The sequence below is a fragment of the Candidatus Abyssobacteria bacterium SURF_5 genome (genome assembly GCA_003598085.1).
Classification (GTDB): Bacteria; Abyssobacteria; SURF-5; order SURF-5; family SURF-5; genus SURF-5.
Genome location: QZKU01000120.1, coordinates 1 through 17801, shown reverse-complemented (window position 1 = coordinate 17801; position 17801 = coordinate 1). Strand labels below are relative to the sequence as shown.

Below are 17801 nucleotides of genomic sequence, written 5' to 3'. Positions count from 1 at the left end.
GAAACGCGGCGACTCTTGCACACGATAACTATACATACCCGCTATTTGAAACTGCCGGCGCTGCTTCTTCTCTGCTTCATGTTTCATGCGGCGGCGCTCGCTGCCGCATATGCCGATCAATCCGACCCAAAACAGAATAACGAGCGCGTCTTCGATCTCGATGCGCCTCCCAAACCAAGCATTCGCCTGACCGACGAGCTTCGCTTCGGAATAAATGCGCTGTCTGAATTCATGTGGGAAGACAATTTCGATTTGGATAATCGCGAGCCGGATGACAAGTCGGTCATACAGCCGTCGGTCGAGATCGCATTCCGCTATGTCCCAATCGAAAAGATCAGCGCGTTCGTCGATTTCGAGGTTCTGCATGAAATCGTGGAGAAAGAAACGGGCGACGATGAACGCGAGCGGGAAGAGAAAACGAAGTTGCAGGTGAAGCAGGTATATGTTCTTTTTGACGAGGTCATTGACGGTCTGGATTTGAAAGTCGGCAGACAGCGCTTCAAAGACGAGAGAGAATGGCTTTACGATGAGGAGCTCGATGGCGTCCGGTTGTTCTACGGGTTCTGGCGACTCGGCCTCGACCTGTCGGCGAGCGTGAAAAACGATCCCGACCTGCTGCATGGGTGGGAAGAGGATGAGATAACGAATTACGCGGCTTTTTTCAATTATTGCCCGATTGACGATAACATCATTTCCGCCTTCGCGTTTTATCGGCATGACCGCTCCGATGAGGAAGAGCGGCCGATCTTCTATGGAGTATCTCTGGTGGGCGAGGCGGTCAAACACCTGGAATATTGGGCGGAGCTTGCGTCCGTGGACGGCAAGAGCGGGGACGACGATATCAGAGGATTCGGCGGTGACGCGGGCGCCACGTACACATTCAAGCTGCCGCTGCGGCCTTCGATCACGGTGGGTTACGCGTTCGGCACCGGAGACGACGATCCCTCCGATGACGTCGATGAGAATTTTCGGCAGACAGGGCTGCAGGATAACGACGCCGCTTTCGCGGGCATCACGCGTTTCAAATATTACGGAGAGGCCTTTGATCCGGAACTGAGCAACATGGGAATCGCGACGGCGGGAATCGGGATCAAGCCGAACCGGTCATTTTCCCTCGATCTCGTCTATCACTATTACCATCAGCACGAGCTGTCCGACGAGATACGCGACGTCGAAATCGAGATGGACCCGAGCGGGCTCGAGCGGGAGCTGGGGCATGAGATCGATTTGATTGTCGGCTACCGCACGAGAAAGCACTTCAGGGCGAGCGTTGCGGTTGGATATTTTCTTCCTGGAGATGCGTTCCCCGACGACGCGGATGAGGCGCTTTTCGGCGAAGTCAAGCTGCAGGTCTTCTTCTAGTTTCCTCTCCGATCAGGCCGCATCCCGTTGGGCGGGGAAGTCGCTCGCCCAGCGGGAAGCGGGCGCACGAGGGGTAGGCAGAGAATTAAACCACCAAGGCACTAAGACACAAAGAAATTCATAACCGCCGATGAACGCCGATAAACGCCGATGTAGGGGCACTGAACAGTGACGTGCCCGTCGATTCATCCTGACCCCGCCGGAGCATCATTCCCCCCTTTACGAAAGGGGGACTAAGGGGGATTTCCCTCCGCCATCATTCCCGCAGGCCTTAGGCGGGAATCCAGAACATGGCCCCAGCCATGCCTGCCACGCGGCTCGCGTGGTCATCTAAACCTTCCTCTTCTTGTTGAGCGTACGCGAAATACAGTTTCTTAACCCTGCTTCAGCAGGGCGCTTCGCGGGATCATCCTGACCCCGGACATGATCCGGGGGAAGGCTCTCTCTTCATACCGCCTGACCTTGCCTGCCAAGCGTTTCGCATGGTCACGCGCCTCGCGTGATGGACGCCGATGGCATACCCCGCTGAACGAAGTGAAGTCACGCGTTTGGCGTGATCATTCCCGCAGGCCTTAGGCGGGAATCCAGGAAACCATTCTTGTTCCCACCAACGCGTTCTCACTCCCCACCGTAGGGGCGACCCGGTGGGTCGCCCGATAACAGCCGCCCTTCTCCGTTGAGCGAAGCGCGATCACGCACTTCGTGAATCATTCTCGCACCATGTTAGTTCGTCAGTATTTCTGTAGGGGCGGGTTTCAAACCCGCCCGCCATCCCCGCATTTTCCTCTTTTCAGACTCTTTCGGTCTCAATTGAGGTCAAGCAAAGTAACCGAGAAGGATACTCCTTGATCCGACAGCAATCCGCCCTCGAGGCTCTTCCCGCGCCATATCCTTACTGCAAAAGGAGATAGGCGGCCCCGGCAAAAACATTTCCGGAGCCTCACGTTCGTGGCATAGCACTTGCTCTTAGACGTGCCGACTTCCGGCTGTGCCCAACGAATCATCGAGCGCTCGAACGTTTGGGAGCATCCGTTCCATCCTTTTTTACGCCGCATTTCTTCCCCCCCAATCGGCGAAAACACCCAACATATACCCCTTGGCTTGTGATGGGCCTGCAAGCCGCCAGCAGTTGATGAGGCCTCAGATGTGTCACGAGAAGAAAGGGAGGGTGCATATCAGAAACAAGCTGGTCAGAAACTGAAATCCCAATCAGAATCAAGGAGAATTCTCAATGAGAAGTAAAGCTGTAATGGTTGCGATTATCGTCTTATTTTCAATGTGGTACGTCGGCCTTTGGGGTTCGGAAGTTACGGCGGAACCGGGGTTTTTTTCCGAAAAATGCGCCGGCTGCCATACGAATGATTCCGCAACATGCGATGGATGTCATTCGCATGGGGTGTGGCAGGATTCATCCCGTACGACGGTGAACCTGACCGCCACAACCGATCTGGACCGCTATCAGCCGGGACAGACCGTAAGCGTCACGTTCAGCGGCGGCTACCGCTACGGCTGGATTCGCGCCATCCTGTTTGATGAAAACGGACTGGAGATCGACAGAGTGACCGGCCCGACGGGAATGGGCGATGACGGCACCGGCGATCCCTCGCTGCAGTTTCCGGTGATGCTTTCGGCGCCGGCGCCGAGCGAGCCGGGCTTCTACACCTGGAGCGCATCCTGGTTCGGCTCCCCGTTTGATAAAGACAATTCAACCGTCTTTCCCCATACCTCCCAAAATGTCCTGACAAATGAGTTCGAGGTTTTTCTTCCGCCGACCGATCTGACGCAGATCGATCTGGTTTCGCCCGCGGACCTGGCGGTTGTGACGTCGCCGCCGACGTTCACCTGGGCTGCCGACGGAGGAGCGAACAACAAGTTCGCCGTCGATGTGAGCGCCTCACCCGGTTTCGCCACGTACTACTCTACATATGAGGATCTGGGGCTGATGATCGGAACAAACAGTTGGACGATGCCGCTTTCGGTGTGGAACAAGGTGCCGGTCGGCGTCCAGCTTTACTGGCGGGTGCGCGGGGTGGATTTGAATCACACGCCGCGAACGATCATCACCAGCACCGGGTCCCGGCGGTTCACGAGGCAGTAACCATCAGTATTGGCGTCAAGTCGGGGCCTGAGCTGCTGCAAGCTTCGCTCGGCCCGACTTGATTCGTTCACTACGTTGGATTCCCCTCCGCTCAAGCCCGAGCGGAGGGGAAATCTTTTTTGCTCTCGGACAGACCAAACCGCCAAGGGGCAGAGACGCAAAGAAATTCATAACCGGGATGCACACTGATTCTTTTTCTCGTCATTCCTGCATGCCTTAGGCAGGAATCCAGGATGCGCGGCACAGCCACGCCATATGAACCTTCCTCTTCTTGTTGAGCGTACGCGAAATCCCGCGCTTCGCGGGATCATCCTGACCCCGGACATGATCCGGGGGAAGGATCTCTCTTCAAACCGCCTGACCTTGCCTGCCAAGCGCTTCGCATGGTCACGCGCCTCGCGTGATGAACGCAGATACACGCCGATTATTTCCCACCAACCTGATCCCATTCCCCACCGTAGGGGCGACCCGCTGGGTCGCCCGCTTACGACCGCTCTTTTCGTCATTCCTGCCCTGCCTGCTGTGCCGCCGCCCTTTTCGTCATTCCCGCAGGCCTTAAGCGGGAATCCAGGATGCGCGGCGTCAGCCATGCCTGCCACGCGGCTCGCGTGGTGTTCTTTTCTTACTCCCGCGCCTCGCGTGATACACGCCGATGCGATGTCTTCGTTGTCATCCTGAGCGACGGCGAAGGATCTCTCTTCAAACCGCCGGCACACGCCGATTATACCCCCCACCGCGATCTCATTACCCTCCGTAGGGGCGACCCGCTGGGTCGCCCGCTTACGACTTCCCTTTTCGTCATTCCCGCAGGCCTTAAGCGGGAATCCAGGATGCGCGGCACAGCCGCGCCATTTCAGCCTTCCTCTTCACGTATGATTGTCGAAATCACGTCTGACCTTGCCCAGCCTTTCACGAGCCTCGCGTGATTCGCGTGCGACGAATCTCTAAATTCAACCACCAAGAAGAAGCCATCCGCATCATGTATCTCATCAGCGGTGAAGAGGCTTATATTTACCGGAATCATCCATGGCGCCAGAGATTGGCGGCCGGAATAACCTCCCGCCGCTCGTGGAATTCGCTTCCATTGCCGGTCTTGCCCCTTTGCCTTTATCCCTTTGCCTTTTGGCCTAAGTCAGGCCTCCGGCCTGCCTTCCTGATCCTGTTGGGCACGAATTAGGACACAATTAGCATAAACTAATCGGGGGCTGTCTGAGAAAATTGCTTGGCTATGGCAGGTGTCCAAAATAGGCAAAAAGGTGCAATTAAAACTGAGCAACCAGAATTTCTTGCCTGATCGCCTTTTCGAATCAAAAGAACAAAGCGCTGAGATTTAATGATAAGTAAAGTTGATTCAGATCGCATGATACAGGAACCATGCAAGGTGCTTACATTTTTTTTCCCTCTGGCAGAAATTTCTGCTCCAAAACTCTTGAAAAGGCTTACGAGCAGAACGAATCGCTGCTGACGCAACTATAGTGTTTTATTGGGCTTATGTAGCCAGCCGGTCCTTGTCACATTTAAGTCTGACTAATCTATTTAGAGTGGCAGAATTATTGCACTGCGCTTCTGGAAAGCATTCACTTCCAGAACGAAAAATGTGCCAATAGAAGTGGGGCCTTGATTTTTGCAGTCAAAAAATGATTTAATGTTTCTTATTTAAGGTCTGTCGCTTTGAAGAGAGAGGCATGCGTATATTTTATGCCAGTGATATCCATGGTTCCGAACCCTGCTTTAAAAAATTCATAAATGCGGCCACATCATACGAAGCTGACGTTCTCATTTTGGGCGGTGATCTAGCCGGCAAGGCGCTTGTCCCTATCATAGATATTGGCGGTGGTTCGTATAGAGCCTCTTTCATGGGAAAAGAATATATCCTGCGCCACGAAGTCGAGATCCAAAAATTCGAAAACAATGCGAGGATGATCGGTTTTTATCCACGACGTATGAATAGTGAGGAGGCCTCTCGAATCAAAATTGAGCCTGACGCCCTAGACAATGCTTTCGAGAGTGCTATCCGTCTTTCATTGAGAGAGTGGTTGAAGTTTGCAGAGCAGCGGCTTCCGAAAGACGTGGAATGCTACGTAATGCCTGGAAATGACGATACACCTGTTGTGGAAGAAGTTTTAAATGGTTCCCCCCGACTCCTGAACACTGAAGGACGAAAGGTTATACTACGTAATACCTATGAGATGATCAGTTTTGGTCAGAGCAATCCGACTCCATTCGGAAGCCCTCGGGAAATGGAAGAAGCTGAATTGGCCGAAGAGCTCGAAGCCTTGGCTGCTCAATTAGAAAATGCCACTTCTTCCATTCTTAATATCCATTGCCCTCCTTATGGGACGAGCCTTGATTATGCGCCGCAAGTCGACGAGCAACTGAATCTGAAAACACGCTGGGGCCGCCCCTGCATGATCCACGTGGGAAGCAAAGCGGTATTAAATGTAATCAAAAAATATGATCCGCTTCTTACGTTTCACGGCCATTGCCATGAATCGAGAGGTAGAGACCAAATCGGTCGAACTATTTCCTTCAATCCCGGCAGCGAATATATCAATGGTATTTTGAGAGGAGTAATTGTCGATATAGTCAAAAAGAATAAGATAAGGTACCAATTTGTTTCAGCATGAATGGCCACTTGAGGAGGTCATACCAGCATGACAACAAGAGCGAATGAAAGAGAAGGAGTCTATTTTGCACGAAAAGCAACTGGGCTTGTGAGGGAATTGTCTGCATGGCACGCATTTGCCTTCAATTCTTCTTTTATTAACATCGGCCTCATTCTGATTTATTCCTTTTTGTACATACCTTCCTTCCATCCTGGAGCAAGCATGATGTTGGCTTGCATTCTTGGCGCGGTCGCCGCTATTCCCATGGCATTGATTAACGCAATGCTTGCTTCGACCTATGCCCGCTCAGGGGGCGAATATGTTTACAATTCTAGGATCATTTCACCTGCCGTAGGGTTTATGTCCAACTGGAACATGTCGATCTGGATCCTATTCTATGCGGGAGTCAGCTGCGTCTTGTTTTCTCAATACGGGCTAAGCACCCTGTTCCGCTTTATCGGCGTAATGTGGAACTCGGAGTCATTGTTGAAATCGGCAGAATGGTTATCAGCACCTTACGGAGCTTTTGTGGTTGGCTCTGCCGTGCTTCTCCTCATAATTATTGGAAGCATCTTGAACACGCGGATGATGGCCCAAATACAGGGCTGGTATTTTGTGATCGGACTGACCAGCGTAGCGCTAGCGATCTTCTTTTTGCTTATAACTTCACGAGAAAATTACACTACGAATTTCAACTTGTATTTTGGAAAAATTACGGGTCAAAAAGAGATGCTTTCCTCTTTAACAGCTAAAGCGCGGGAGAATGGTTATGCGACAGCTCCATTCAGTCTTCTGGCGACGCTCTTAATATTTTACTGGCCGGCGAATTTCCTATTCTGGGGAAATACAACAACCTATTTTGGCGGCGAAATAAAGAACGCACGGCATTCCCAGATGATTGGTTTAATTGGTTCGGTTGTTGTCATCGGTTTTTTTGCCTTTCTCGCGTCTGTCGCCTTTAAGAAGACGGTCGGTTTCGACACGATTGGTGCAATTAATTACCTCACTGCTATCGGACAAGGGATTGGGGTCCAGCCGAACTATGCTGAACTGGCCGCTGCTGGGTTGTCTTCGCGTATTGTCGGTATTATCATAATCCTCGGTTTAACCTACTGGGCGATCGCATTTGCTCCCTTGGTACTTGGAGCCGTAACTAGGAACATGCTGGCATGGTCATTGGACCGCATTGCCCCCGAATTTCTCTCCAGAGTCAGTCCCCGATTTCATACTCCAGTCTATTCACTGATTGTGTGTGGGATAATTTGTGAGATTAGTGTTTACCTGTATGCGTATGTTCCGGCGTTTGCTTTTATCGTAGGATTAGCGGGAGCGTTCGTGACCTTTCTTATAACAGCTTTGGCAGCAATTATTTTGCCCTACAGAAAACGGCAAGTATTCGAATCATCTCCGGTAAACTGGAAAATAGGCAAAATTCCATTGATTACCATTTTTGGAATATTCGCATTTCTGGGAGTTTTCTCAGTTCAAATTACGGCGCTTCTTGATCCTTATTCCGGAATCAGCATTTTCCCCTCCACCGACGCTGGCTATGGGGCAGGGATTCCTTTCAAAATGTTCCTCGTCAACTTGGCTGTCCTTCTTTCCGGTCTGGCAATCTATATCCTTATCAAAGTCTTCAGGAGAATGCAAGGCATTAACATCGAGTACGCATTTAGGGAGCTGCCTCCTGAATAAGTCATTGACTGGGGTTTTTGAATTGAGCGATGCTTTATGCTGTCGTGCAGTTGAGCTTGCTGAAGAAGCTGAAAAAAAAGGAATCGCTTTAAAGCTGCTGGGAGGAATTGGCATAGCTTTGCTTTGCAAAAAGGCAATCGAAAGAAATCCCGTTCTGAAGAGGGTATACCAGGATATAGATTTTGCGGCCCATTCACGACAACGGGAATTAATAGAAGAATACTTAACGTCATACAATTTTCAGCCTGCTAAAGAATTCAATTTCTTGGCCGGACATCGCCGTCTGTTGTTTTTTCATCCTCTTGAAAGAATTAAGATTGATATTTTCCTGAACAAGTTCAGTATGTGCCATGTTATCGATCTCTCGGCTTCACTGAAAAATGCACAGCTTACCTTGGACGAGGGGGACCTGCTGCTGACCAAACTTCAGGTGGTTGAACTGAATCAACGAGACGTGAAGGATCTGGTGGCGCTACTATTGACGGCTTCCATCTTTAAAGAACCAGAACAGGAGCTCCAGTTGCGCACAACCACTCGAACAAGGTTATCATCCTGCTTCGGACGCGATTGGGGGTTATGGAAAACTAGCAAGCTGACACTCAACAGGATCTTGAAGGAGCCTCTCATGAAACAGTTGAACGAGGAGGATGCCTCGTCTGCAAGCGAGGCGCTTCGACAGATAGACCAACTACTTGAGAAGGCTCCGAAAACAATAAGATGGAAAATGCGCGCGCTTCTGGGAACCAGGGTAAGATGGTACGAATTGCCCGAAGAACCGTAGTTTTTCTATTACGGAGACAGATCGGAGATATTGATGCCGGAAGAAAAATTAACGTCAGATATCATCCAACTATGGCAGGACTATCTGAATACCCTTTTCAAAGAGCCAAGCGATAAGAAGTTCCGCGAGTTCATTATGGAAATCAGAAAAGGGTATTATCCGCTTGAGAAAAATGCAATAGGTAAAGCGAACGAACTTATCAGTAATGGGATTGAGAGATTTATTGGTGCTTTGAGACAACTAAATGAAACTTCTTCTAGGAATTTTCTTCATATATTTTCCCTTCTGTCTTATTACATTTCCGACCCCCAAAGTAGCCCCCAAAAGCTACTGGTAAATGACCTCCTCATGTCTCTCTGTGCCCTTCTTTATGAAGACCGGAAGGGAAAGGAGATAGATAAGGTGAAAACTCCCACTCGTGGGAATCCGACGGAAGAGAGGAGGAAGCTCAGTGAAAAGCTCGCTAAAAGATTGTCTCTACAAAGGTCTCCGCTTAAGATTTCCGAATCTCTTTGTGACCACTTCCTTAAAGAGTTATGCATTGCAGAGTTAGCTTGGCCGCTGCAAGAGAAGAAGGCTTTTTGGATGAGTTTCTGTGATATCCTTGAGAAAAAAAGGTATTGCAATACACTGATAGACGATTACGTACAAGGAGTAACGGCAAACTTAGAATATCTTGAAGAACCCAAAAAAAGAGCCCGTAAAACAAAGATAATCTCTGTTAATTCGATGAAAGGTGGCGTGGGTAAGACTACTTTGGCTTTTTGCATCGCAGACTTGTTACTGAAAGAGAAGAAGAAGGTAGCCCTTGTTGATTTCGATTTTAGTGGATCTTTAATGTCCTTACTCGTTCCATCGAATGGCGAAGTAGCTTCAAATAAGGATTATAGGCGGTTGTTTCATCTCTTCGGATCAAAAGCGGAAAAGAAAGAATTGAGAAAGACAGCCAAAGAAATCCAAAGGCGCTATAAAGCAGACCTTACTATTTGGACTAATCCCGCAAGCCTGGTTTGGCAGCAGATGCTATCTTGGCGAATGTCAGGAAATGAGAAATATTTGAAGGACCTGCTGGAGGAGCTCGAAGCAACCAGCAGGTTTGATTTTATAATTTTAGATTGTTCGCCGGGGCTGGTGTTTGGTAATGAAAAGCTGCTGAACTATTTGAAAGTAAGGAATTCTGCACTAATCATCGTTTCCTCGTCTGATGCTTTGGATATCATTCTTAATTCTTATAACATGCATTGGGATGTCTACTATACGCTTTTGTTTCAAGACGTACATTGGATTGCGAACAAGAGAATTAAACCAGGACCCTATCCGCACTTTGTAGATTGGCTTCAAGCGGAGGTTCCAAAAACGGAAAGTCCAGACGAACTTGGCTTCATTAATGAAATGATAGATTATTATGAATATCCAGAAGGGGGTAACAAGCTCATAAAAAATAAATTGCATTTCTACTCCATTAATTTTGATAAAGCCTTGGCTGAATTCACTCAATTTGATAGCTTCGAAAGCGAGGCGAGCACAAATAGGAGGTTTGAGAAATTCATTAAAACATTATCAGGCATCGAAGACCAAATTATGAAGTCAGGGCTAATCAGGATCTTGAAGGATGAAACTATTTGAATGGGACAAGGTGGATGAATTAGTCAAAGAGATACTTTTGGGCAAACATGGGCTTGCCTTCTCAAGTATGAATCGAGTCTCTGAACCATTGAGAGCTAGTGATGCAGACTTTGAAAAGGAATTATCGAAGGATCTGCATAATCCAAAAATTTGCAGAGGATATTGCAGGCTTATTCGGATTTTACAGGAACAAACTCAGCTTCCTGAATACAAGGTAGATAATACCCCCTTATTTGGTGAGACGACTGAGGTGCTGCCATATCGGTACTTATTCGGGGTGGACTGGATAACCAGAGTTCTTTGGTGGCTTCCGAAGGAGGATGGCGATACTAAAAACATTGGAATCAGGAAAGCAGCCCCGGACCATCATATATTTCATACATTATGGGTCTTTCTGCTAGGAGATATGTTGCTCTATTGGATGGACAAGCCGTTGAGAGATGCCTTTTATAAACAGGCCACAAAATTGCATCCATCCATCAGAGGACATCGTAATGGATTTATTTTGAAAAACGACTTTATGCGTTATATCTGGCATTTCATCTCGTTTTTTCATGATTCCGGCTATCCCTTATCCGCTCTCTACAATGTTAGTAAGGTTTTAAGCTGCATTTCTGAAGCCATGCCCTTAATCAAACAGGAGGCTACTTTGAGCGGAGCTTTGCCTAGGAGGCAAACATTAGAATGTCTCGATCATGTATGTGACGCATGTTTTGAGGAAAATCCTTCTTTGGGGGGCCGAAACTCATTATATACTCATTATTGCCATCAATATTGGAGCAGGTACAACTTACGTCGTAGAAAAGTGGAGCGCGGCAATGGAACCGCAAGGATTGCTCTTGCTGTGGCAAAAAGAATAATTCATGAGCACCACTGGCACAGACACAACTTCTACAAAAGAAACAACGCAAGAAGAAATCAGAGGATGGTTTCTGATCCATTCCTCTTCTTGCTCGCCCTGGTGGATGGTATCCAAAAGTTCAGTAGATATGAGACCATAACAATAAAGAATCTTACTGTAACTGCCGACGTGGATGATAAGGTGTATCTAATTTTTGCACCTCAAAGAAAACTTTTCCAATGTTACTATTGGAGAGACTTTAGGAAAAGAGAAAGAGCTTTTGGGAAATGCTTGAGTAGTACAGATTTTGAAGATGGGGTGAATAGATTATTTAACGAATCGATTGGGAATGACATTCTAGATTGCTGTCATTTGAATGAAGCTTTCAGAGAGAATCCTCTCGACCTCCAGGTGCAGCTGAGATCTCTAAACGTTATCTTGCTGAACAAGAAGCTTAGAAATGCCTCTATCATTAAAAGGGTTGACGGTATTTCGGCTTCCAAGAAAGAAAAGAAATATCTTGTTGCACTTCTCCAATATCTAAAGACTCACCCGGATTTGAACTTAGACCTAGTGGACACATTGTGCCATGACTTCAGGAAATCGCAAAAACAACTACTGAAGGAGCTTGGCGGGGATCCTAGTATTGGAGAAAGAGAAGAAAAAATTGAAGTTTTTAAAAGAGCAGTTAGCATATTCAGCAATAATTTTCTCGACCTCGTCAATGCTCTTCCTGGAAAAAATAGAATTCTGAAAGACCCTGGAGATGTGACCAGTTATTGTTAGTTGAGGAAAAAACGATGTTACTAATTCCTCATTATGTGGAACATCCATTCTATTCTAATCCTGCTCTTCACTTACTGTACATTTCTGATGAGAATCGGGTGGTACCCTTCCAGAACGCAATCGAGCAGGTAGTCAGTGAAGGCTGTTGTGTCGCGGAAATAGGTGCCGGCTGCGGGATTCTTTCAAGAGCCGCGGCGAGAGCTGGCGCTAAGAAGGTGTATGCCATCGAGAAAGAACCGGAGATACTGCGCTTCGCGGAGCGGGTCATCATTTCGGCCGGGATGCAAGACTCAGTGAGCTTAATATTTGGGTCGTCCTTTAGCATATCCCTGCCGGAAAAGGTAGATGTGCTGATAGCCGAGATAATCGGCGGCATTGGCAATGATGAGGGTATATCTTCCGTAATAGAAGACGCTAGAGGTCGGTTTTTAAAATCGGGCGGCGCAATAATTCCAAAGAAAATTGACGTTTTCATCTGTCCGGTTTGTGCGGAGGAAGCGTATTCTCAAATCTCGAGTGTCTATGAGAAGGACCTGATTGTTGCTCCGTATGAGGCTCGGCGCCCTTTCAAGGCATATTACGAGATAATCGGGATGCCTCCCAGTGAACTTCTGTCAAAGCCGGAAAGGCTTGACGCGATTGACCTATATGGTCATACTGAGATTTTTTTCAGGCGAAAGTTCAGATTTTCCGTTTCGAGAAACGCTAGATTCACCGGTTTTGCGGCATGGTTCGTCACCGAACTCACCGGGGACGTGATACTTGATACGTCTCCCTGGGCGCCTCCAACATGCTGGGGACAGAGTTATTTTGCCATCAAGCATACAGTACCGGTTGTAAGAGGCGATGTGATAGAACTGATTTTTTCAGCCATGCATGATAAGCAAGCTAAAAGGCCCTATTATGTCTGGGAGGGCACAGTAAACCGAAAAGCCGGCAATAAAAAGCCGTTTTATGAATCGAATTTTCAGGGAGAGATTGAGGCGTTGGAACCAGAGAAACGGGCAATTGGCTGAAATGTGACAAATCGTAATCTGTTTGTCCTTTTAAGAGTAATCTTGAGTGAAAATCGCGGGGATTCATCTGGATATTCCAGGCAGGAACTTTCTTGATCCTGAGCCTGAAGAGCCCATAGGTCTCGAATACGTCATGGCGGCCGCCGAGGATGACGGCCACAATATTAGACTTTTTTTCGATTGGCAGGGAAAGGACAAGCTCCTTGACGAGATAATTGGATATGACCCTGATGTCGTCCTGCTGGAGGTTTACACAAAGGATTTTATTGCCTCCCTCTCTCTCTGCCAAGAGCTTAAGGAAAAAAAGAAGGACCTGACTATCGTTGTGGGTGGTTATCATCCTACTGCGCTTCCTCAACAAACCTTGCTCGATTCGAATGGATCGCTTGACGTTGTAGTTTATGGTGAAGGAGAGGATACTCTCAAGGAACTACTCCACTGCATTGAGGAGGGTTCTTCCCTGGAGAAGGTCAAGGGAATTGCCTATCTCGAGAACGACAACGTCAAGATAAACGCTCCTAGGGAATTGATTGCTGACCTAGACTCGATCCGGTGGCCGGTCCGCGCTCCGCAGTTCTACGATCTTCAGACTGAAGGGTGTCTTTTCTATCCGGAAAGCTCAAGACTGAGATATGCGCCTATCGTCCATTCAAGAGGATGCGTCCGCTCCTGCTATTTCTGCTCATCAAACAGGATGTGGGGCAGAAGGCCTCGATTCAGGTCTCCGTCTGATGTCGTCGCAGAGATGAACCACGTCCACAAGAACCATCGGATAAACATGTTCTTTATAGAAGATCTCAGCATAAATATCAATGAGAGGAGACTTTTTGCCTTATGCGACGAGATGGAAAAGAGGCTTGATCCGGATATTTATTGGTCAAGCTGCGCGAATATCGGGTTAAGCAAGGCTCTTCTAACGAAAATGAGACAGGCGAAGTGTGTCTGTTTATGTTATGGTGTGGAGACGCTGGATCCGCTGATACTGAAGGACCAGAAGAAGCGCCAATCCGCCCTCGAAATCAAGAGGTCTATAACGGAAACCGCCAACGTGGGCATTATACCCTTCATTTTTTATATGATAGGTTTTGAACATGAAACCGAGGAGTCAATTCGAAAGGCCTTTAGGGAATTGTGCAAGTTACCGGGTCTTAGACTGCGGCTAACCTTTGCGACTCCATTTCCTGGCACTGAATGGTATGAAGACGTGAATAAGAATGCGCTGGATAAAGATTGGTCAAAATTTGATACCGCGCACCCTGTGATGGATCACCCCTATCTTGCAAAACAGCGACTTTTGCAGCTTCGCCACGAGCTACTGGTGGAATTTTATACCGGGGCTGCATACAAGGATCATGTTGATCAATTCCTGTCCCTCCACCCGGAGTATGAAAAGAGCTTTTCCGAATTTTGGGTTGCTATTGACAAAGCTCTCAATTGAATATCCTTTATCGAATTGTGGGGTACGAAAGTTTGCATGCACGCGCTAGCGGACAGAATGGTGGACGTTCGAAGGTATCAAGCATTTCCGGAAAGCAAGGTTTTCACTCTCGCCTTTATATTCTCGTATACCGAAGTCAGTCGCCGTTTCGCTTCGTCGGTCAGGAGAGCGGTATGCGCAATTGCGTCCCTGATCGGTTTGTATTCCTTGGAATCATTGTGGAGCGTGTTTCGGACACCAGTAACATCGGCTTGTCTTGCGAGATAAGACATGTCCAAATAACTCAAGTCGTCGTTATTTTTTCTTATATCAATGTTTACGTTGCCATCTTGCTTGCTCAATGTCTCCCGTCGCTTCTTCTCCGAAATCTCCGTTTGCGCTGCTGCCGATACAGCGAGATTCTTGTCGCGAATGTATTTCCGGACCAGATTTTCGGAAACAAAACACTCCGCGTATGATTCAAAGTTGAAAGCGGCATCATCTCTCAATTCGTCTACCCATCTGTCGACCTTTCTTCGATTTACGGAATCTTTAGGCGGCTCATACTCTCCCGAAACAGCATTATATAATCCGATAGAGGCCCTTTCTTTCTTAGAAATTCTCTCGCTCTCCACATCGCCCTCTTTTCTGTTTTTTATTCTCCATTCGTCCCAGTCTTCGAGGATTTCGGATATTTTGCGTCGCAAATCTTCGAGAAATTCTTTGTACTTCGGGTCCTCGGCAACTATTCCTTCACGACTCGTCGTAAATCTGTCTCTTCCATCGTCCAGTTCGTTGAAATGGATTTGTCCGTAAAAGTAATTTTCCGCAAGTCGAGCGGTTGGGATATGCTTCAAGATATCTCTCTCGCGTAACCTACCATTCACGAAGAGGTCGACACTTACTCTTTCGTCTGTGCCAATAACTTTAAGGTCCCTCGGTTTACTGACGGATGCGATAAAACCTTTGACATTCGCCGACATTTCTATGTTTTTTACGGGTTCTTTCAACTTCGTTAATTTGTCGTTGATATACGGATCGTCAAGGTCATTGATTCGCCACAAGAACTCGGTTTTCTCGGCAAGATCGTTTAGATCATCAAGTGTTATTTTTTCGTCGTCAATGAAGACATTAAATGAATCATCCAAGAGCGAAAACCTGAAATAAAGCGCGATAATCTTTTTCAAGAAATCCAAACTGCTCCTGATCCCGTCTTTGATATTCTCAAAGTAGATGATAGTGCCCTTTTCGTGTCCACCGGCATACGATTCGAAAATGGGTAAGTTCGGTTCTCCCAATTGATATTGCCCAGGGGTAAGGTCGTCTGTTATGGCTCGGTCCAAACCGGAGTTATCAATGACCCCGCCGATGTAATCTGTGCCCTCTTTCTTGGAAATAACGTGTACTTTATCCGCGCATGACAGAAGCGCCAATTTCCCTATACCTTTTCGGCCGATATACGGCCTTCCGCTCGACGAAGCCGTGTGCCCTTCTCTTCTTTTAGAATAGCCTATCTTTAGAAACTTATTTTGAAAATCGAGCGCAGTCATTCCGCTACCGTCGTCTTTTATAAAGAAACTGTTCTTGTCTCTATCGACGTAAATCCATACGTTTTTGGCGTCCGCATCCCAGGAATTTGAAATGGCTTCGCCGAGGACAGTCGCAAAACTTCTGTAGAGGTTTCGTCCAAGGTGATCCAAGACGCTCAACGATATTTCGAATGTGAATTTATCTTCTGGCATATTGCTCTATATGTTCTCTGATACTTCTGCCGATAACGGCTCCAAGCCTCACCGGCACCGCGTTTCCGATAAACTTTGCAACGTGCGCGGTGATAATCTGCTTATCCGGAGCGACGAACTTGTAGTTTTGGGGGAAAGTTTGTAAAATAGCTGCCTCTCGAAGGCTTATCGCCCGATCTTGTTCAGGATGGCCGAAACGGCCATTGCCGAGGCCAACACATTGTGTCGTCATCGTAGGTGCGGGTTGATCCCAACGCATTCGTCCATACACCGTACTCTTGTATGTCTTGCCGGATTTCTTTTTATGACATTTCAAAATCAGGGCTTTTCTCCAACTGCCGGAATTGCCTCCATCATGAGGTGTCGCCTTTATGCGTCTCAGATTCAGAGGACTGAGTTTCCTCGCCCGGTGAAGCGGATCAATCGCGCTGACCTCGCCGTCTTCAATCGGTTCCAAATCACTGATCACATCCCTGACCGTTATCTTCTTGTGTTTATGGGTGCGCTTGATCAATGCGATATTCCCGAACATTGATGCGAGCAGAACCAAGCGCTTTCGATCCTGAGGAACTCCGTACTCCGATGCGTTCACGATCTCATATTTATATTTATATCCCTTCCTCCCCAACGCATCTAGAAAAGTCCTGAATATCGGGTATTTCTTTTCGTCCGCCAGACCGATCACGTTTTCCATAGATACTATATCCGGCTCGACTTCTTCAATCAGCTGACCGAATTTTCCCAAAGGCTCAAGTTGTTTATCCGTTATCTCCTTCAGGTTCAATTTGGAGAACGGCTGACATGGGGCGCAACCCGCCAAAACCCTGATCGTATTCTTGCATGGGCCGAAAAGATCGGTCACTTCCTCGGCGGAGACGTCAAGGATATCCTTACCGATGAAGGTGGTTCGGTTGTTATACTCGTAACCGAACTTGCAGCCCAAATCATTATCGATCCCAGCGATTACGTCCAGTCCCTCCTTGATGAATCCATGTGTCAGACCGCCTATGCCGCAAAAGAGATCTATCACTTTTATTTTTTTCGTAGATGGCATAATAACCTTAGAAAAAACTATATTCATCGCTGCGGATGGGTACAGGAATTCTGCGCTTCGACTTCCCACTATCGTTCAGACAGAAAATCAACAATCTTTTCGAGAGTCTTTTCGGGCTTCTTCTTCAAATCCGACTCCCAAACACGCATGGTCTTCCATCCCAATTTTCGCAACTTCCTCTTATTCCGGATATCCCGCCTGATGTTCGTCAATATCTTTTCTCTCCAAAAAGGTGGTAGCTTATCGGACGTTTCCTTGATCCGCCTTCCATGCCAGAAATCTCCGTCTATGAAAACACATAATTTCTTCCTGGGAAGAGCCACATCGGGATTACCGGGTGCTCTTCTATAATGTTTCTGGAAATATATCCCTTCCTTCCTCAGGTGGCTGAAGACCTTCTTCTCTGACCTCGTATTCGTTCCCCGAACACGAGACATTATCCAGCTTCGTTTTTGAGGAGAAAAAATGTCTACCATCTCAAATCAAGCGAGCCTCTCCTGCTTATCCGGAGATAAGCTGTCTTTAGAATTTTACCGCTTCCACAATTGATTGTCAAAATCGATGGTTTTCTCAAGAAAACAACTCCATTTGCCTATTCCGATCTCTTGTTTTTGTTTGTTGTCGGTTCCCCGAAAGAAAATCCGTCTGCAGTTCTCTGCGTTGCCTTCCAAGTCAAGAAGGGTCATCTCTAAAAACCAAAGTCAAGAAAAAAATCTCCTTTTCCCTCCTTAATTACCATCTTTTGATTTTGGAGGGCATCCATAACGCAAGCGCCGA

The 17801-nt window shown here is 47.6% G+C and carries 14 protein-coding genes; 11 read left to right on the top strand and 3 right to left on the bottom strand.

Features of this window, described 5'->3' with window-relative positions; translation table 11 throughout:
• Window positions 1-15 precede the first annotated feature (15 nt).
• The 11 genes from C4520_17565 to C4520_17515 all read left to right on the top strand — a co-directional run bounded on the left by C4520_17565 (window position 16) and on the right by C4520_17515 (window position 14249).
• Window positions 16-1362 carry a hypothetical protein gene (locus tag C4520_17565; protein RJP17129.1) on the top strand — a complete coding sequence of 449 codons (1347 nt, stop codon included), beginning with the start codon at window positions 16-18 and terminating at the stop codon, window positions 1360-1362.
• A gap of 1249 nt (window positions 1363-2611) precedes the next feature.
• Window positions 2612-3460 (top strand): hypothetical protein, encoded by an 849-nt coding sequence (locus C4520_17560; GenBank protein RJP17128.1) that lies wholly within the window; start codon window positions 2612-2614, stop codon window positions 3458-3460.
• A gap of 572 nt (window positions 3461-4032) precedes the next feature.
• Complete coding sequence (locus C4520_17555; GenBank protein RJP17127.1) at window positions 4033-4386, top strand: hypothetical protein; 354 nt, start codon at window positions 4033-4035, stop codon at window positions 4384-4386.
• Window positions 4383-4637, top strand: a complete 255-nt coding sequence (locus tag C4520_17550) for a hypothetical protein (protein RJP17126.1) — start codon at window positions 4383-4385, stop codon at window positions 4635-4637. Before C4520_17555 ends, C4520_17550 begins: the two co-directional genes overlap by 4 nt.
• Window positions 4638-5145: 508 nt before the next feature.
• Window positions 5146-6087 carry a metallophosphoesterase gene (locus C4520_17545; protein RJP17125.1) on the top strand — a complete coding sequence of 314 codons (942 nt, stop codon included), beginning with the start codon at window positions 5146-5148 and terminating at the stop codon, window positions 6085-6087.
• Window positions 6088-6114: 27 nt separating this feature from the next.
• Window positions 6115-7761 (top strand): APC family permease, encoded by a 1647-nt coding sequence (locus C4520_17540; protein ID RJP17124.1) that lies wholly within the window; start codon window positions 6115-6117, stop codon window positions 7759-7761.
• Between the two features lie 4 nt (window positions 7762-7765).
• A complete protein-coding gene (locus C4520_17535) occupies window positions 7766-8542 on the top strand; it encodes a hypothetical protein (GenBank protein RJP17123.1) in 777 nt (258 codons plus the stop codon).
• A 33-nt stretch (window positions 8543-8575) separates the two neighbouring features.
• Complete coding sequence (locus C4520_17530; GenBank protein RJP17122.1) at window positions 8576-10168, top strand: ParA family protein; 1593 nt, start codon at window positions 8576-8578, stop codon at window positions 10166-10168.
• On the top strand, window positions 10155-11795 hold the full coding sequence (locus C4520_17525; protein RJP17121.1) for a hypothetical protein: 1641 nt from the start codon (window positions 10155-10157) through the stop codon (window positions 11793-11795). The genes C4520_17530 and C4520_17525 overlap by 14 nt, the downstream gene beginning before the upstream one ends.
• A 14-nt stretch (window positions 11796-11809) precedes the next feature.
• On the top strand, window positions 11810-12811 hold the full coding sequence (locus C4520_17520) for a hypothetical protein (protein ID RJP17120.1): 1002 nt from the start codon (window positions 11810-11812) through the stop codon (window positions 12809-12811).
• A gap of 46 nt (window positions 12812-12857) precedes the next feature.
• Window positions 12858-14249: a radical SAM protein gene (locus C4520_17515; GenBank protein RJP17119.1), complete on the top strand. Its 1392-nt coding sequence runs from the start codon at window positions 12858-12860 to the stop codon at window positions 14247-14249.
• 77 nt (window positions 14250-14326) lie between these two features.
• Here the strand turns inward: C4520_17515 and C4520_17510 are convergent, their stop codons facing one another.
• From C4520_17510 to C4520_17500, 3 genes are all read right to left on the bottom strand, one after another.
• Entirely contained in the window at window positions 14327-15970 is a 1644-nt protein-coding gene (locus C4520_17510) for a DNA mismatch repair protein (GenBank protein ID RJP17118.1), read from the bottom strand.
• Window positions 15957-17024, bottom strand: a complete 1068-nt coding sequence (locus C4520_17505; protein RJP17117.1) for a DNA cytosine methyltransferase — start codon at window positions 17022-17024, stop codon at window positions 15957-15959. The genes C4520_17510 and C4520_17505 overlap by 14 nt, the downstream gene beginning before the upstream one ends.
• A gap of 68 nt (window positions 17025-17092) precedes the next feature.
• Complete coding sequence (locus C4520_17500; protein ID RJP17116.1) at window positions 17093-17500, bottom strand: very short patch repair endonuclease; 408 nt, start codon at window positions 17498-17500, stop codon at window positions 17093-17095.
• Window positions 17501-17801: the final 301 nt, after the last annotated feature.

Excerpts from the sequence above, each read along its gene's own strand:
- C4520_17500 (RJP17116.1), bottom strand. The coding sequence starts at position 17,500 with ATGGTAGACATTTTTTCTCCTCAAAAACGAAGCTGGATAATGTCTCGT.
- C4520_17505 (RJP17117.1), bottom strand. The coding sequence starts at position 17,024 with ATGCCATCTACGAAAAAAATAAAAGTGATAGATCTCTTTTGCGGCATA.
- C4520_17545 (RJP17125.1), top strand. The coding sequence starts at position 5,146 with ATGCGTATATTTTATGCCAGTGATATCCATGGTTCCGAACCCTGCTTT.
- C4520_17520 (RJP17120.1), top strand. The coding sequence starts at position 11,810 with ATGTTACTAATTCCTCATTATGTGGAACATCCATTCTATTCTAATCCT.
- C4520_17555 (RJP17127.1), top strand. The coding sequence starts at position 4,033 with ATGCGCGGCGTCAGCCATGCCTGCCACGCGGCTCGCGTGGTGTTCTTT.
- C4520_17525 (RJP17121.1), top strand. The coding sequence starts at position 10,155 with ATGAAACTATTTGAATGGGACAAGGTGGATGAATTAGTCAAAGAGATA.
- C4520_17560 (RJP17128.1), top strand. The coding sequence starts at position 2,612 with ATGGTTGCGATTATCGTCTTATTTTCAATGTGGTACGTCGGCCTTTGG.
- C4520_17530 (RJP17122.1), top strand. The coding sequence starts at position 8,576 with ATGCCGGAAGAAAAATTAACGTCAGATATCATCCAACTATGGCAGGAC.
- C4520_17540 (RJP17124.1), top strand. The coding sequence starts at position 6,115 with ATGACAACAAGAGCGAATGAAAGAGAAGGAGTCTATTTTGCACGAAAA.
- C4520_17510 (RJP17118.1), bottom strand. The coding sequence starts at position 15,970 with ATGCCAGAAGATAAATTCACATTCGAAATATCGTTGAGCGTCTTGGAT.